We start from the raw sequence: 16535 nt of genomic DNA, 5'->3' as shown, positions 1-16535 counted from the left end.
GAGCAAATTTAGGATTAACTAAATGAATACGGCGCCAGATGACGACGTCTTTCGCTCTGAAACGAATCGACGTAAGAGGTGGATTTTGAACACAAACGACCGTTGAACCGTTGGACGATTCCTGGTGCAACAATGCCTTATCAAGCAATTCGGACACCCTATAGGAAGTTGTCATAGACGGCTGCGTTGAACAATTTCGATTGAGTTCGGTTGGTTCTGAGTGGGGGGGTTCTCCCGTCTATACAAACCAAACGCAGTTTTGTATGACAATTCAGCATTAATTTCACCTATGAAACTCATCGTCCCTCCCATGCTTTTTACGTGTTGCCACTGAATTCGGGTTCAGAAGCTAATATGTAAGAGGGACTATAGCCTCTACTTGTGCAAGTAGTCATTAAGTGGCCAAACCTTTGCAGTTGGTCCCAGCCCGAAGTGGCGACCCTGACAATTCAGCTATCTATCTGATTTGTTTTGGGCTCGGGCAAGTGCTCCATTAAATCTTCGACTCGGCACCCAAAAAATTGGCAAAGCCGGTCCACGGTATCAGTCCCTGTGCCGTAGCCCTTCTGGTTCAGGATTTTCGAAAGAGTAGCCCTGCTCACGCCAGTGCCGCTGGCAACTTCCGTTAAGGAAACACGCTGCCCACCTGCAAAACGGCTTTTTTCCATTACCTCGGCGAGCTTGAATCTGATCATAAAAGTGACAAACGTAAAAAAAACTCGACAAATGACTTGAAAAATAGACGCAACTGCATAAAATACGCGACAGGTGTAAAAAATTCTTTACGTCCGTCGCTTAAATTGTAAAGGAGCAGGCTATGACGAACCAGACCTATCTGACAACAGAGGAGTTGGCAGCCAGGATTCGCTATGACGCACGCACAGTCCGGGATCGATTGAAGGACAGTGTTCTGCTCGAAGGGCGCCATTACTTCCGACCGTTCGGTGGACGCAAAACGCTCTACATCTGGGAAAACATTCTGCAAGACATGATGCAATATTCCAGTAGTTCGGGGGCGCCCATTCCGATGGCCAACGGAGGAACGCTCAATGGGTAGTATTCGTTCCAGGCCAGAAACTGGCGCATTGTTTCTGGACTTCAAATTTCAGGGACAGCGGGTACGGGAGCAGACTGCGTTGGCGGACAACCCTGCCAATCGCAAGCGTCTGCAAAAAGTCCTCGACAAGATTGAAGCCGAAATCGCCCTCGGTACCTTCGATTACGAAAAGACTTTCAACAAACCGCTACCCAAGCGGGAAGTAAGGTCCGATTCACCCGATGCGGCCCTGAATCCAACCACCTTGGCAGTGCAGGGCGCAGTCGCACCTACGCCCAACTTCAAGGAATTCGCCAACCAGTGGTTTGGCGAGACTGAGATCACCTGGCGTCGAAGCTACAAAATCACTCAGCGCGGCGCCTTGGACAAGTACATCCTGCCGCACTTCGGAGAAAAGTTCGTAGGCCAAGTCAGCAAAGCCGACATCCTTGCCTTTCGTTCGGATCTGTCCAAGCTCAAGGGCCGGGGTAAGAACGCGAACATGACTGCCCGGCGCATCAACGCGATCATGAAGCCGCTGCGCCAGATCCTCAATGAGGCAGCCGACCGCTTCAACTTCAACTCGCCGTTTCGCAACATCAAGCCGTTGCGGATGAAGCGCAGTGAGGTCATGCCATTCACTTTGCCTGAGGTGCAGCTGCTGATCTCGACCATACGGATGGACTACCGGCCGTACTTGAAGACGCGCATTTTCACAGGCATGCGAACGGGTGAGGTCAATGGCCTCAAATGGAAGTATGTCGACTTTGAGCGCCGCATGATCTACGTGCGGGAGTCCATCGTGCTCGGCGAAGAAGACGAGCTCAAGACCGATGGCAGCATGCGCGATATCCAGATGAGCCAGATCGTGTTCGATGCGCTCAAAGAGCAGCATGCGATCACCGGCGGCAAGACTGAGTACGTGTTCTGCAACCGGGCAGGAAATCCGATTGATAACAAGAACTTCATCAATCGGGTCTGGGCACCCTTGCTCCGACACCTGGGGCTGGAACATCGCAAGGCATACCAGATGCGGCACACCGCTGCCACGCTGTGGCTGGCGTCCGGTGAAGCGCCCGAATGGATTGCAAGGCAGCTTGGCCACACCACAACCGAAATGTTGTTCCGTGTGTATAGCCGCTACGTGCCCAACCTGACGCGTAATGACGGCTCTGCGATGGACCGACTGCTTACCAGCACCTTTGTTGGAACGCCTGTTGCGCCGGTCGCACCTGTGGCGCCAGTGCAGCTGATGGCCGTCCCACTGAGTGCGCCCGTGCAAGCCGTGGCAAAACCTGTGCAGCCAGCGTTGGTGCTTCAAGCTTTGGCACCTCAACAGATGCCACTGCAATCGAACGCAATTGCAGTTGATCAGAGTATGCGACAGCAGGCAGTACGTGCAGAGATGCCTTACCCGGCCAAGGCCGATGTACCCGGCAACTCGCAGGCACCGCCCATCTCCTGGGCGGACATGGCCAGAAATTGGAAAAGCGAAAGCTCATCCAACTCTGAGCCGTTCACCCAGGCCGCCTAAGCCTCATTCCATAGACAGCTAGTCCGCAACCCCTTCCGCCAAAACCTTGGCGCAGGGGGTGGGCGGAGCTTTGCCCGAACAACCGATTTTCAGCAGCATTTGTATGAGAAAGAACACCATGCACCGTATCGCCCCTACCATCTCAACCCCCACTGTCAAACCGAACGCAGGCCACACCACATTTCAAGTCACCGAGGGGCCAGACCTCCAGACCCTGATCGCCGAATCCGTGCGCAAGGTGGAGAGCTGTGAGCTGCGCAGGTTTCTGTGCGAATTCCTGGCTGAGCCTGAAATCCTCGAATTGCTGGGAACCCCCTTGGGTGATGCCAAGCAGTACCAGCGCACAGGTCTGTGCCGCTATGCCGTTCAGATCCTGCGCTCTGCGGCAGACACAGCAGCCTACGCCAGTGACTACGGCGGTGCGGAGCGTGAAGCGCTGTACGTGGCCACCTTCGTCGAGGGCTGCCATGCGTACTTGCGTTCCAGTATGGGTGCACACAACGCTGAGGACGTCTTGCGAACCCTGGTGCTGGCCCCTTTGCATCGCCTGGACAACCAAAGCGAGCGTCTGGCCGGGCTCCTTCGTATGTGCCTGGATTGGAGCCTGCCCGATGAGATGGATGACTTCTACGTGCCGCGCCTGCGCCACTGCGTGCAGCGTGCGCTGTCTCGCGTGAACGGCAGTGCAGGTCGATGCTTGCCACGCGTTGCAGCCCGCCCGGCTTCCAACCTGTCTTGCTACTGAACCGACACAGGAGACCACGTATGGATAACCATAGCTTCTTCGAACTGGATGGTGACGACCACTATGACCATCTAGACAGCCCCGACCACTGGTTCAGCGTGTCGGGTCAAACCACCCGCGAAGCCTACCGCCAGCGCATGAGCAGCTGGATCCTGCGAATCTTGCTGGGCCATGGCGGTATGCCGGCCTTTCATGTGGACGGATCCGGCCAGCACCAGCTGCTGTCCGCCGTGCTGGAAGTGCCCGAGCTTGCAGACCCAAGCTGCAAGGCAGCAGCAGTATTCGAAGCACTTCAGGTGAGGGCGCAGAAGTTCCTGGGACCCTTGGCAATGCAGGGCGAGGCCAATTGGCCGGTTGCCCCTTGCTGTATGTCCACGACATTGGCATGGCTGGGCAACAGTGCGGGGCTCAATTCAGTGGAACTTGCGATTTTTGAATTGGCCGTCGCTCTACGCGTATTCGATGCCCTCAAGAAAGCAGTAAAAACGTGGGGCTCCATCAACCGGGGCGATCTGCCCCATGCATTGAGTGCAGTCCTGAACCTCCCCTTGGAGGAAGTGCAGACCGCACTGAGCTCCAAAGGATCGCTCCTGTCCAGCGGCATCTTGCGCATGTATCCGGGTGGCGAGGAGTGGCTGGGCACCTTGCTGTTTGTCCCTCGCCAACTTTCTGAGGCCATTGCCTACCACCAGGGGCCACCCGAGGAAATCCTGGCACATATGGCCACCCCACTGCGCGGGGACGGACTAAGCCTAGGTGACTTTGCGCACATTCCGCACCACACGGCACTTGCCAGGAGCTGGCTAGAAGGCGTGCTCAAGGCGGCATCGGACGGACACACAGCAGGTCACATGCTGGTGACTGGAATGCCAGGACTCGGGAAGACCGAGTGGTGCAGGGCCTTGCTGAAGGAATCCAGTGTGCAGGCCATGGAGATGGTTGTTACCAATGACCGGGGTGGCGCCTTGACGGGTGAGGACCGATTGCACCACCTGCGCCTGGTCATGCGGATGATGCGCGCCACCCCCCGCGGGGCCATCCTCTTTGACGAAGCAGACGATGTGTTTCGACCGCCGGAATCGGATTTCGGTCATCGGCGTGGCTCAGGTGACGCGGATGCGGTGAGCATGGACAACCACCGGGCGGCATTGAACCAATTGCTGGAGGGCAGTCGCATCCCGGTCATCTGGATCATGAACCGCCCGGAGGTGCTGGACCGTGCCGTACTGCGCCGCTTCGATGTCGAAATTCACTTTGAGGGGATTCCCCGCTCGGTACGTCTGGGATTGATCCAAAAGCGATTTGCACCCAGACAGCACCGTCCCGCTGCCATCACAGAAACTGAACAGCAGCGCTGGGCTGAAGTCAGCACCTTGACACCGGCACTCATCGACCGGCTGGGCCAAGTCCATGCGCGTGGTGAGCATGCTGACGTCCCGATGGATGCCACCTTGTGCCGGCACTGGCTGCGCCAGCGACTGCCAGGCCGCCCCACCCAGCACCTGCAAATCCCAATCGAGCAGGGGGCCTACACGGAAGCATTTACAGAAGCATTCACGTGGAGTCCGACCCGGGTGAATGCCAGTGTGGACTTGATGGAACTGGTGGCCGGGATAGGGAAGGTAGGCAGTGCGCGACTGGCGCTGTGCGGACTTCCTGGTACCGGGAAGACCGCATTCGCCAAGGCCCTGGCGAACATGCTGGATAAGCCTTTGGTGGAGCAGCGTGCGTCTGACCTGCTGTCGGCCTATGTGGGAGAGACCGAGCAGCGCATTCGCACTGCGTTTGAGAAGGCGCTCGAAGAGGGCGCCTTGCTCTTCATCGACGAGGTCGATGGGTTGCTGGCCAACCGCGATATGGCTGCACGTACCTGGGAGGTCACGCAGGTCAATGAACTGCTGGAGCAGCTCGGTGAATACACAGGTGTTGTGGTGATTGCCACCAACCGCATGCAGGCCATCGATCCGGCCGCTATGCGCCGGCTGGACATGCAGATCACGTTTGAGCCCCTCAGGCCCGAGCAGGTGCGAGAGGGATTCGCAGCACTCTGCAAGGCGCACGCAATCGAGGTGGAAATCTGCGATCTGGACAGTGCCTCACAAATCACCGGTGTCACGCCCGGAGATTTCGCGGCCCTGTCGCGGCGCATGCGTTTTGCGCCGGATGCCCGCACGGCTGCGACTTTGATCTGCCTGCTGCAGGAACTGCAGACGGGCAAGCAGCCGCGGCGTGCGCCCATGGGCTTCGTAAGCGGGCGCGCTGCCACAGAGGCAGATGACAGCGTGTAGTGCTGCCTTCACCGCGAATCTGAATCCGCAAATCCCTGTTCAACCCATTCCGTACGCGAAGGAAAACCAACATGACGAATCAACCCCTCAATCCCATGCTATCCAAGCTGGTCGTTCACGACGCTAAGCGTCCCATTGATCCCTACGCCGAATTGCTGATCGAGAACCTCACCTTGCCGGTCAAGGGGCTGTATGTGCGCCAGTTCCTCGAAGACATCCTGGGACTGCAGGACCTACGCCAGATCCTGGCCACCCCCATTCGCGCAGACAGCCAGCAGGTGCGCTTACTGGTGGAGGTGGTCCAGCCCATCGCAGACGCCTGGCAAGAGGATGCGCTCGACTTCACTGCCAATGTGGATGCGGTGTATGTCGCATCCATTCTGTATGCCCTGGACTACTGCATGTTCCCAGCACTCTGCGGCAAGTACGACACACCGCATGCGTTGTACTGGATGGTGCAACCCTACTTGGCGCAGCTGCGCGTCCGGGACCAACCGTCGGCCAACACGCTGCAGCTGTGTATGCACTGGGACCAGTTCGATGTGGAGGGGGATTTTAGGGAATGGATGCAGGGCCGATTGGACAACGCACTGCGCCTGCTGGAACTTGCATCTTTTTAAAGAAATTTTGCAGAAACCTCAAAAACGCGCTTAGGCGCTCGACCTAAAAGTTCAGTATTTGATTTGTCAGTCAGACATACATCGCAATTCAAGGAGAAGTCAATGAAAGCTACCCATCACAACACATCGCGCGCTCGCAGCGGTCCCGCACTGTCCCTTCCGAAGAAGGTGCGCCAGAGCGCAGCCGTCATCGAGATTGACGTGGGTAAGAACCGCATCATGGATGCGCGCTTTTTGTGCGTGGCCATCAACTACCCCTACATGTTCGAGAACTCTCTGGCGACCATGAACATTGATCGGCGGTGGGCACCAGCCTTCACGCTCACCTGCATGGAAATCGATGCGGCCTTGGGTAACAGCACCCATGGCTTCCGTTGGAGGCTGCTCGCCGACGACGACGGGTTTCCTTTGTGGGCCTATACCCTGGCCGCCGAGTACAACCAGAAGGTGGCCATCACGTGGACGCCCAATGGGCCGGATGTGGAAATTCTCAACCCAGCGAACGACCCGCATGATCGTCTGCGCGAGACCATCGGCACCATCATTGGCCGCGGTGTGGAGCGGGCAATTGCTGCAACGGGTGGAGCTGAACAGGGTGAAACTGCAAACGGTGGTGCGGCCAATGATTCGGTCTTTTCCTATCCGGGAGACTGCAAATGAGTGCGCGCCTACAGCATCCATCCTCCCTTCATGGCGGCAAGTTAGCGGTGGCTGCCAATGGCGACCTCTTTGAAGGAACCCCGTGGGCCACCCGTCCGTTGGGCAAAACAATCGGCGCCACCCGGCTCAGGCTGGTCAATCCTGCTGACCTGGACGACATGTTCAGCGCAACCGAAGACCTGTGGCTGCGTATCAAGTGCCATCCCAGTCTGCGCATTTACGTGCTGAAGGACTCGGCCTTGGATATGCACCATGTTCTGGTGCGGCCGGTATCCCCGTTAGATCCAGAGGCCCGGCAATTGCTGCGCGCTGTCCAAGACCGTAACCTTTACGCCTGGAGGCCGCTTAAGGGTGACCACGGATCGGATCGGACGCACGCCCACAACCTGGTGCGCAGCATCACGCGCACAGGGGATACGGTGGTACTTGCGCTCACACCCATGCATCGACTGGTTCGTCAGGCGGGGTTCGGCGTGGTGGGGCAACTGGGTGGGCTTGTGGAACGGCTGTTGACTGCATCCTCTACAGCAGATGTGCCATTCACGAATGATGCGTCTCTTGGGACAGACGCATCGGTCCCAGGTAGCCAACCTCACGGGATCGACGGAGACACCATGGCCGAGCAATGGCAGGACCGTATGCGCTCGCTCAAGATCGAAATCGATGCGTTGGGAGGTTAAGCCATGACACCGTATCTCCAAGAAACGAGCCCACGGCGCTTGCCCCCAAGCCTCCATGCAACCAGAACATTGAAGGGAAAACCTTCACAGACGTCGCTTTTGAAGCCGCGAATCCGTGGTCCCAAGGCCAATCGCGTCCGCTATTCCATCTGGCGCACGCGCCCTGATCAGACGTTGGCAATTTGTTTGCCCCATCAAGCCATGACCAACTTGAACGCGCGTATGGGTGATCGGGTGTGGTTGAGCGTGCATGACCTCGGTGTGTGTGTCACGAAATATCCCAGGGGCCCCCATCCTGGACGACGGTACAGCGCCCGTCTGCGCAACTGCCACGAAGTCCTTCTTGGCCGCTTGGCATGTCGAATTGACTTCAGGGAGAAACTTTGATGCGCAGTCGAGACATCTTTGAACACCAGGTGCGGTCGCTGGTGAGCTTGGTTCGCAGTTGGAAAGCCCGCGCTTTGGGTGAACTGGAGGACGTAGAGGCTGATGTGCTGCAAGACATGGTGAGCCTTTGCAGTCAGAGCTTTGATCGTGGAGATGAAGTGTGGAATGCATTTGCAGTCCCGGTTGCCGTTCACTGGCGTATGCGACAAGAATGCTTCTTTCTGGCAAAGCGAGGGCAGGGCCCCTACTTGTCAGAATTGGCCGCGGGCATCCGGCAATGCACGGGAGCGGAAAAAGTGCTGCTGGATGACGCCATCTACAGTGCCAAGGCACTATTTGCCATGAGTGCCCATGCATTGCACGATCACCTGCAATTTCTGCTCCTGGCAACACCTAGGCTCACCAAGGCACCAGCAAGCATAGCTTTGCGCAGTTGCAGTGAACCGCCTTGGCGCATGGCCTACTTCCTGGGCGTGGAAGTGACCAAGCCTGGGGGGAAGCGTCAACTCAACGAGCCAGGGGTGCAGGATGCAGTGCAGGGCTGCCTGCATTGGGGAGTTGACGCACTGACCAAATCGGTAGGGCAGGACGATTTGGAATCAGCCGCCCCTAGCAAGTTCGAGCAAGGTGCATTCGGCACCACTGTCTGTCATGCACCGATGTACTTGTTGGACGCGATCCAGTTTGGCGAAAAGGCCCTACCTGGTTATCGCTTGCGACAACTGCTGCAGGAAATGGCCAAGGAAGACAAACAGGCAACGCTGTACTACGCCTTCAACCCGGTTTGCTTTGCACTCGATCTGCTGCTCAAAGGGCGGTGGCTGACGTCTGCGATGCGCTGGAGTCTGTTTGCTTCGGAGACTGTCGAAGATGCTCAGAGGCAGGTGCGGGGTGCAATCGCTGCAGCCAAAACCGGCCTTCGCTGTCAACTTGTTTCGCTGGAGCTAGATGCGCTGCAGGAGATGTCCAAGAAGACGGCACTTGGAATCTATTCCGTGCGAGGGCTTTGAATGACCAGGGTTCGAGACTTCCAACTTCCAGGTTTTGCTGCCTTCACACCGAAGGGACGGCGTGTCGCTGCGTATCCTAAGAGGAGACATGAAGGGTGGTACCACAGTCCCTGTCTGCATCGATCTTTTGGGCGATTTGTGGCACATCGGCCATTCATTCAAGACGATTGCCCGACCATGCATCCGAGGTCACGACGAGTAACCGAAGCCCTACTGGACACGAGGAAAGAAACGGTGGCTAGGGTCTATTCCTATGCCTCTTGGACATGTGCGCACGCGCAGCGTGGGCCTCCCACCGCGCCGTGAGTCGCTGCATAAATACATTGGAGTCCACGTTCAGTGCCTGCAGCCAATCGTAGAGTTCCACCACATCCACTCTACGCACGCCTGTCTCGCATTTGCTGATGGTCGTTTGCGGCACACCCAGCGCAAGCGCCAGTTCCACTTGGGAGACCCCTAAGTCCTCGCGCACCTCTCTGAGCAAGGTGGTAAAGATCTCGTACTGCTTGGAGTGAAACGATGCGGGCATTCTGCTGGGAAGAAAATCAGCAGAATCCATCCGATTTTGGAATATGCGAAAATCGGTTATAAACCGCCTCGCTTGAAGGCTTTAGCGTTCATCGTGAGGTGTCTTGATGACATTCAAGGCAATCGCCTGTGAAGTGTCTTCAACCCACACATCAACCAACTCTCAGGGAATTTATGAAAAATTCAATCTACGGTCACCTTATCGCCTGGCTCGCAGGCGCCTGCGTCGCTTCCAGTGCAGTAGCCGGGATTCCGGTAACTCCGGGCAACGTTCCGCAGAAGAAGTGTGACGTTGGTCACCTAGATCCCATCACGCGTATAGGAAAGGTTCGACCTGGAGGGACTGTGTACAGCGTTGCAGACAGACGCTTGAATCTTGGCAAACCACTGGCCAGCGGCGAGATGGTGTACTACGTCTCACTGATTGAAGGGACGAAGGTCTATCGCACCGAAAAGCAAATTGAGATCATTGATGCCAGTCCCCTGACCCCGGATATCAAACTTACGCCTCAGGACCAACTGTCCATTGCAGGAACATTTGTTTCGAGTGCAGGGCAAAAGTTTGACTTGATCGCCATCGGCAGCGCATTCAACAAGATCTTCGCGATGGTCGATGAATCCGGATTCATCTGTTCTGAAAGGTTAGATGAAAAGCTGATCGGTGTAGGAATGCCAACCACATACCAGGAAAGCCCGCTGAAAGCGGTGATCCTCAATCCAGGGCAACCACGAACGGTTTCCGTGGCGGTGACGTTTATGGGGTTGACAGGAGCCTCGGCAAGTTTTCAGGTGGCGGTGATGGTCAATGGTCAATTGGAAACATCCAAGGTGTCGTCCTTTGATGTGTATGCGCCGAGTACCTCGATTGGTGACTTGAGTTTCAGCATGAAGGCTGAGGAGGGCCACTTGACCATCACCTCTCTCAATGAGCCTGAAGATTACAGCGCTTGGATGATGACTTTACGCAAACGGCGATGAATACTCATGCCCTGAATGAGGATGGCCGGACTATCGGAGTCCTGGCCTATTCGTGTGGGCAATATTCACGTCACTTTTGAGAAATGACGCGCACTACGGATTCATGGGCGACCCTGAAGCCCATGCTTTCGTAGAGAGCATATGCACCGGCGTTTTCCCGTGAAACATGCAGAAAAGGCATCTCACCACGCCGTGTCTCCCGCTGCAACAGTTTGTAGACCAATTGCCGTGCGAGCCCCTGGCCTTGGTAATCTGGGTGAACACACACACCACTGATCTCTCGCATGATGCCCGCTTGCATGCGCTCGCCAGCCATTGCGATCAGACGGCCTTTGTCGAATTGACCGAAATACTCACCCAGTTCGATGGTTCTTTCGCCAAAGGGACCTGGTCGCGTGAGGGAGGTAAGCTCCAACGCCTGCTTTGCATGAGCTGGCCCCAGTGGAATGGCTGCCGGTGCAGCCTCCTCCTCTGGAAGCGACTGATTCCACGTCATCTTGAACATTACGGTTTCCCCTTCAATCTGCCAATTCGGCGGGGGACTCCCGGTCCAGTCAACACAATAAAAGTGCTCATCGCGGCCGCAGAACGATGTCAGGGCCTGAAAATTGGGCCGTGCCGTGTCGGCAAATCCAACGATTGGTGAAAAGCCTTTTGAATATCGCAGTGCATCTTCGGACCCGGTAGCGTATTTGGAATGAGCGCCCGTCAGCGTGTGCCACACGATGTTGGAAAAGTACACCTGCACTTGCTTTTGGGCTGGGACGTTTGATTGCATTGTTCGCTTTCAAAAAAGCTCTCTTCACTGAATTCGGATTGCCTGGTAGGTTAACTGCGCCTGTGCCTCTTTGAACGCTATTCGACATGAAAAATGAAAGTTTTTCAAAGGTAGAGTGTTGTGAACACTCGCTAACCGGCAATTTGAGGCTTACCGAAACTGGACATTCGTAAAAAACTTCTCCGGCAGCAACTTAGACCTTTAGAGGGCGGCAGGCAGGTTAAGGCCAAAACGGGTGCTCTCGACAGTCTGCTTTAGGTAGATCCAGTTCGGCTTCAGTCAGGAGTCGTTCGCGACATTCAGCAAAGGTGCCCATTGCAGTACTAGTGTCCCTTGAATTCAGCGCCCGTTAGCTGACATTCGTCAATAGCCTCAGACATACTTTCGATGTTCGCAATCGCGACTATCCCATTTGATAACGGAAGGCGAGTCCCGACTAGAGGCGGGAATTCATGGATCGAACAATGTTCGGCCTCTTGTGATTTGCCCGGACGATTGAATTTGCACCTGCTTTTGGGTCAGGATCCGTTGAAGGCTTATTGCTGCGCCGCAATCACTCCAATCTCGACCCGATAGCATGTTTCGGCAAGCTTGGAACTTTGAACGGTCGCGCGCGCTGGTGCACAGCCCGGCGCGACCCACGCGTCCCAAGCGCGATTCATATCGTCAAAGGTGTCCATGTCGGTAAGCCAAATGGTGGCGCTGAGTAGTTGCGACTTGTCAGTCCCGGCGGCCGCCAACAGGCGGTCGATACTCTCAAGCACCTGGGACGTCTGCACGAATACATCGGGACCCGCATCTGGTCTGGAGACCTGACCTGCAAGGTAAACCGTTTTCTGAAATACAACCGCCTGCGACATGCGCGGCCCAGCCTCGATTCGTTGAATCATGGTTTCATTCCTCTTAGTATGTTGTTTTACTCGCGCTTCACTGAATCTCACGTTCATCCAGAGGCTCCTGAACGAGCGCTTGCCCGCGCTGCACGGCCCTGCAGCCATTGCACACTTACCAGAAGCAGCACCGAGGCCACGATCAACAGGGTGGCGACAGCGGTGATAGTTGGGCTTATCGACTCGCGCACACCGCTCCACATCTGCCGTGGCAAAGTACGTTGCTCCGAGCCGGCAATGAAAAGCACGACAACCACTTCGTCGAAGGAGGTGATGAACGCAAACAAGGCGCCTGATGCAACTCCCGGGGCGATCACCGGTAGCATTACGCGAAAGAACGCACGCATCGGGCTCGCACCGAGGCTTGCGGCGGCCCGCATGAGGTTATGGTCGAAACTCGACAGAGTAGCCAGCACGGTGATTACTACGAAGGGGGCGCCCAGCGCGGTATGTGCAAACACGATTCCGGTCAAAGTATTGAGCAAGCCGACGCGCGCGAAACAGTAGTAGATACCTACGGCACTGACCACTACCGGAATAATCATCGGCGAGATCAGAACGGCCATGATGACGGCTCGCCACGGGCAGTCGTTGCGTGACAGTCCGAGAGCGGCCAGAGTGCCCAATACCGAGGCCAGCAGAGTTGCGAATGTTGCGACGATGAGGCTGTTGCGCAGTGCAAGTTGCCATACCGCAGACTCCATTAATTCCCGATACCACTGCAGTGAAAGGCCCGGCATTGGATAGGTGAAGAATGGCTCAGCATTGAAAGACAAGGGCACGATTGCCAAAATGGGCGCCACAAGGAACAACAAAACGACGACACAGAATGTGCGCAGCACCCACGCACGTGCGGAAGAACTATTGGCTTTCATGGCTTCACCCCATCCTGAGTTTGTCGATACCGACCATGCGGTGGTACACCGCGTAAAGCAGCAGCACGAGCACCAACAAAGTGGCACTGAGCGCAGCGGCCATGCCCCAGTTGGTCACTTGGCTGGCGAAATACGCGATGAAATAACTCAGCATCTGGTCCCGTGGTCCTCCCACCAGTGCCGGGGTGATGTAGTACCCGAGCGCTAGGATAAAGACCAGAAGGCAACCCGCGCTGATGCCTGGCAAACTGAGCGGAAGGTATACACGCAGGAAAGCCCGAAGCGGCGATGCGCCCAGCGATGCGGCGGCACGCATGTAGTTCGGCGGGATGCTCTTCATCACACTGTAGATCGGCAACGCCATAAATGGCAGCAGGATATGGGTCATTGCAATCAACACCCCGATTCGGTTATGGATCAACTCCAGCGGGTGTGCGGGGTCAATGAGGCCGAGCCAGCCCAGCAGACTGTTCACCACGCCGCCACTTTGCAAGACCACGACCCAGGCGGTGGTGCGCACCAGCAGCGAAGTCCAGAACGGCAACAGCACCATCAGCAACAGCAGGCGGGCCGTGCGGGGCGCTGCGATCGCGATCCAGTAGGCCAGCGGATAGCCGAGCAGCAGGCAGAGCAACGTTACCGCCGCACTAATGACGAAGGTGCGCACGATCACATCGCGGTAGATGGCACTGTCCCCGGTGGCAGCAACAATCGCACCCTGCGCGTCACGCCGAAGATCGAGGGATGCCAACAGATAGAAGTCCGTGGTCGGAGGTAGCGCACGTTGGATGACACTCCAAGTCGCGGGCTCGAGCCAACGTTCGTCGATTTCCTTCAGTCGCTCCAGGCCGGATAGATTCGACGCACTCTCATTGTTCACTTCTCGCGCCGTCTTCAAAACCATCGAACGCAGCCCTGACTGATAGTAGTTCAGCCGCTTGGCGACCTCCGCCACCGCCTCGCGCGGGCTGGTGCGAAGGTCGACAATGAGCGCATCGGCCAATACATGCGTGGGTGGCGCGTCGCCATTCCAGTCTTTCATAGCGATCGATGTCTGGGGCAACACCGCTGGTACCTCGTGATTGTCAACCGCGCGTGCCAGCAACAATACGATGGGCACCACGAAGACAAGCGCTAGAAAGACCATGAGCGGCGCGATCAGGCCAATTGCCTTCCAGCGACCTCGTCGTTGCAGTCGCAACAATTGGCGCCGCAACGCGACGTGATCGTCAACGGTGGTGGCGCCAAGTGCGCTGCCGTGTGATGGGACAGGTTTCATGGTGATCGGCCGCAATGTTGCGCTTTGCGTATTAGTTCGCCAGCCACTTGTTGAAGCGCTCGGTCAATTCTTCCTCGTGATCAGCCCAGAACTGAGGTGACACAACGAATGAGTTCTTGCCATTGGCGGGCGCGTTGGGTAGATCAGCTTGGATAGTGACGGGCACCTTGGCCATTGCGGCTTTCAACGTCGGTCCATACGAGATGTATTGCGATTGCGTTGCCATGATTTCAGGCTTGACCGAGAACGCCACGAACTGCTGAGCCAGTGCCAAATTCTTCGAGCCTTTTGGGATCGCCCACAAGTTGAAGTCCAAGCCTTGCCCGTCCCAGACGATCTTGAAATGCTTCCCGCTGTTCTTGACTGCGTCGTAAATGCGACCATTCCAGGCCGTTGTCATCACGACCTCTCCGTCGGCTAGCAGTTGGGGCGGTTGCGCCCCAGCGGTCCACCAGACTTTCACATTGGGCCGAATTTGATCGAGCTTTTTGAATGCCCGGTCCACGCCGGCTTTTGTAGCCAGCACTTTGTAGACATCTTTTGCCGGCACACCATCGGCGATCAGTGCAAACTCAAGCGTGGTTTTGGGAGACTTGCGCAGCGCACGCGCTCCAGGGAACTTTTTCACGTCCCAGAGATCGGCCATGGTGGTTGGGCCCCCGTTGGGAAACTTGTCGGCGTTATAGGCGTAGATGGTGCCGAACACGATGGTGCCAACCGCGCAATCGTATGCGGCACCCTCAATGAACTTGTCCTTGCCGCCTAGTTTGCTGTAATCCACCTTTTCCAGCCAACCTTCGTCGCAGCCTTGAATCGCGTGGCTAGGTTCAACGTCTACAACGTCCCATGTCACCTCCTTAGTCTCGACCATAGCTTTGATCTTGGCAGGCGATCCATCCCATTCGTCCTGTAGCACTTTGGTTCCAGTGGCCTTGGCGAAAGGCTCCATGAACGCTTTTTCCTGACTCTTGGTGTAAGCGCCACCCCACGAAGTGACGGTCAGCGTGGACTGCGCGTGCACTGCTGATGCAAGCATTGTGGTGGCCAATGTTGTAGCGACTGCGGCGATGGTGAGTTGGAAGGCGGGCTTGAGTTTCATGACTAGACTCCTTGGGTTGGGTTAAGGTAAAGAGGACAGGGGAAAACGATCAGTGCAGGGGAAGCGCGCGACATTGTTCAACCGCCCAGCCGATGGTTAACGACGTTGCTGGGACTAATTTTTGCGGTGCGGTGTGGTGCGGCAACTTCATCAAAAAGTCCTGCGTGCCGCAGCTTTCCAGAAGCAGACGCGTATGGTCGCCGTGGTATACCAAGTCAGTCACACTGGCTCGCGCGACGTTGAGCGAGTCGCTTCGCACAGCATCATTGGCCAGCAGTTGTACCTTCTCCGGCCGTAGCGCCAGTGCGGCGGACTGGCCCACCATGAGTCCCGGCGCGCTGCGAGCCAGCACTTCGGTACCGTCGCTGCAACGCAGCGTGCAGCGGTCTGCGGATAGTGCAATCACATTGCCGGTCAGAGTGTTGTTTTCTCCAATGAACTGGGCGACAAACAAGTTGGAAGGTGACTCGTACAACTCGTCGGGTGGCGCCAATTGCTGCATCACGCCCTTGTCAAAAACTCCGACCCGGTCGGACATCGTCAGCGCCTCCGATTGGTCATGTGTCACATAGACAATATTGATGCCCAGGCGATGGTGAAGCGCTTTTATCTCCATCTGCATGTGTTCACGCAACTGCTTGTCGAGCGCGCCCAGCGGTTCGTCCATGAGCACCAACTTAGGCTCGAACACCATTGCGCGGGCCAGCGCGACACGCTGCTGCTGCCCGCCTGACAACTGCGCTGGGCGGCGCTGATCCATCCCGACCAAGCGCACCATATCGAGAGCACGTTTGACCTGAACACCGATTTCAGTTGAGTTAACACCCCGCATGCGCAGTGGAAAGGCAACGTTGTCGGCCACGCTCATGTGGGGAAACAACGCATAGTTTTGAAATACCACTCCAATGTTGCGCTGATGCGCTGGTACTTGGTCAATTCGCCGACTATCCAGGTAAATCTCACCTGATGTTGGTGCCTCAAAACCCGCCAACATCATCAGACTGGTGGTCTTTCCAGAGCCAGAGGGGCCTAAAAGCGTCAAGAACTCGCCTTGACGAACCGACAGATCAAGTCCGCGCACGACATACGCATTGCCGTCATATGACTTTTTAACTGCGTTGAACCGGATAAATTCCGAGCTATTCATA

At 56.5% G+C, this 16535-nt stretch carries 17 protein-coding genes; 9 read left to right on the top strand and 8 right to left on the bottom strand.

Annotation, left to right across the window (positions count from 1 at the left end; translation table 11 throughout):
• Nucleotides 1–449 precede the first annotated feature (449 nt).
• Complete coding sequence (locus AAGF34_RS05200; RefSeq protein ID WP_342619563.1) at nt 450–695, bottom strand: helix-turn-helix transcriptional regulator; 246 nt, start codon at nt 693–695, stop codon at nt 450–452.
• A gap of 122 nt (nt 696–817) precedes the next feature.
• On the opposite strand from AAGF34_RS05200, the gene AAGF34_RS05195 reads away from it, so the two are divergent.
• The 8 genes from AAGF34_RS05195 (at nt 818) to AAGF34_RS05160 (ending at nt 8960) form a co-directional block, all read left to right on the top strand.
• On the top strand, nt 818–1057 hold the full coding sequence (locus tag AAGF34_RS05195; RefSeq protein WP_342619562.1) for a hypothetical protein: 240 nt from the start codon (nt 818–820) through the stop codon (nt 1055–1057).
• Entirely contained in the window at nt 1050–2570 is a 1521-nt protein-coding gene (locus AAGF34_RS05190; protein WP_342619561.1) for a DUF3596 domain-containing protein, read from the top strand. Before AAGF34_RS05195 ends, AAGF34_RS05190 begins: the two co-directional genes overlap by 8 nt.
• Before the next feature lie 118 nt (nt 2571–2688).
• Complete coding sequence (locus AAGF34_RS05185) at nt 2689–3315, top strand: hypothetical protein (RefSeq protein ID WP_342619560.1); 627 nt, start codon at nt 2689–2691, stop codon at nt 3313–3315.
• Between the two features lie 20 nt (nt 3316–3335).
• Nucleotides 3336–5603 (top strand): AAA family ATPase, encoded by a 2268-nt coding sequence (locus AAGF34_RS05180; RefSeq protein ID WP_342619559.1) that lies wholly within the window; start codon nt 3336–3338, stop codon nt 5601–5603.
• Between the two features lie 71 nt (nt 5604–5674).
• Nucleotides 5675–6223, top strand: a complete 549-nt coding sequence (locus AAGF34_RS05175) for a hypothetical protein (RefSeq protein WP_342619558.1) — start codon at nt 5675–5677, stop codon at nt 6221–6223.
• A 102-nt stretch (nt 6224–6325) separates the two neighbouring features.
• Entirely contained in the window at nt 6326–6883 is a 558-nt protein-coding gene (locus AAGF34_RS05170; RefSeq protein WP_342619557.1) for a hypothetical protein, read from the top strand.
• Nucleotides 6880–7563: a hypothetical protein gene (locus AAGF34_RS05165; protein ID WP_342619556.1), complete on the top strand. Its 684-nt coding sequence runs from the start codon at nt 6880–6882 to the stop codon at nt 7561–7563. Before AAGF34_RS05170 ends, AAGF34_RS05165 begins: the two co-directional genes overlap by 4 nt.
• A 386-nt stretch (nt 7564–7949) precedes the next feature.
• Nucleotides 7950–8960 (top strand): hypothetical protein, encoded by a 1011-nt coding sequence (locus tag AAGF34_RS05160; protein WP_342619555.1) that lies wholly within the window; start codon nt 7950–7952, stop codon nt 8958–8960.
• 238 nt (nt 8961–9198) lie between these two features.
• Here the strand turns inward: AAGF34_RS05160 and AAGF34_RS05155 are convergent, their stop codons facing one another.
• Nucleotides 9199–9489: a helix-turn-helix transcriptional regulator gene (locus AAGF34_RS05155; protein WP_342619554.1), complete on the bottom strand. Its 291-nt coding sequence runs from the start codon at nt 9487–9489 to the stop codon at nt 9199–9201.
• Between the two features lie 173 nt (nt 9490–9662).
• Between AAGF34_RS05155 and AAGF34_RS05150 the strand changes: the two genes are divergently transcribed.
• Entirely contained in the window at nt 9663–10466 is an 804-nt protein-coding gene (locus AAGF34_RS05150; RefSeq protein WP_342619553.1) for a hypothetical protein, read from the top strand.
• 70 nt (nt 10467–10536) lie between these two features.
• On the opposite strand, the gene AAGF34_RS05145 is transcribed toward AAGF34_RS05150, so the two are convergent.
• From AAGF34_RS05145 to AAGF34_RS05120, 6 genes are all read right to left on the bottom strand, one after another.
• Nucleotides 10537–11244, bottom strand: coding sequence for a GNAT family N-acetyltransferase (locus tag AAGF34_RS05145; protein WP_342619552.1), 708 nt, complete (start codon nt 11242–11244; stop codon nt 10537–10539).
• A 536-nt stretch (nt 11245–11780) separates the two neighbouring features.
• Nucleotides 11781–12134 carry a RidA family protein gene (locus AAGF34_RS05140; protein ID WP_342619551.1) on the bottom strand — a complete coding sequence of 118 codons (354 nt, stop codon included), beginning with the start codon at nt 12132–12134 and terminating at the stop codon, nt 11781–11783.
• 53 nt (nt 12135–12187) lie between these two features.
• Nucleotides 12188–13009, bottom strand: coding sequence for an ABC transporter permease (locus AAGF34_RS05135; RefSeq protein WP_342619550.1), 822 nt, complete (start codon nt 13007–13009; stop codon nt 12188–12190).
• Between the two features lie 4 nt (nt 13010–13013).
• Nucleotides 13014–14288: an ABC transporter permease gene (locus AAGF34_RS05130; RefSeq protein ID WP_342619549.1), complete on the bottom strand. Its 1275-nt coding sequence runs from the start codon at nt 14286–14288 to the stop codon at nt 13014–13016.
• 31 nt (nt 14289–14319) lie between these two features.
• Complete coding sequence (locus tag AAGF34_RS05125; protein ID WP_342619548.1) at nt 14320–15387, bottom strand: ABC transporter substrate-binding protein; 1068 nt, start codon at nt 15385–15387, stop codon at nt 14320–14322.
• 49 nt (nt 15388–15436) lie between these two features.
• Nucleotides 15437–16534, bottom strand: a complete 1098-nt coding sequence (locus tag AAGF34_RS05120; protein ID WP_342619547.1) for an ABC transporter ATP-binding protein — start codon at nt 16532–16534, stop codon at nt 15437–15439.
• Nucleotide 16535: the final 1 nt, after the last annotated feature.

The sequence above is a fragment of the Rhodoferax sp. GW822-FHT02A01 genome, assembly GCF_038784515.1.
In the GTDB taxonomy this organism is placed as follows: Bacteria; Pseudomonadota; Gammaproteobacteria; order Burkholderiales; family Burkholderiaceae_C; genus Allorhodoferax.
Note: the sequence above shows the minus strand (reverse complement) of the source record. Positions and strands in the feature narration are given on the sequence as shown.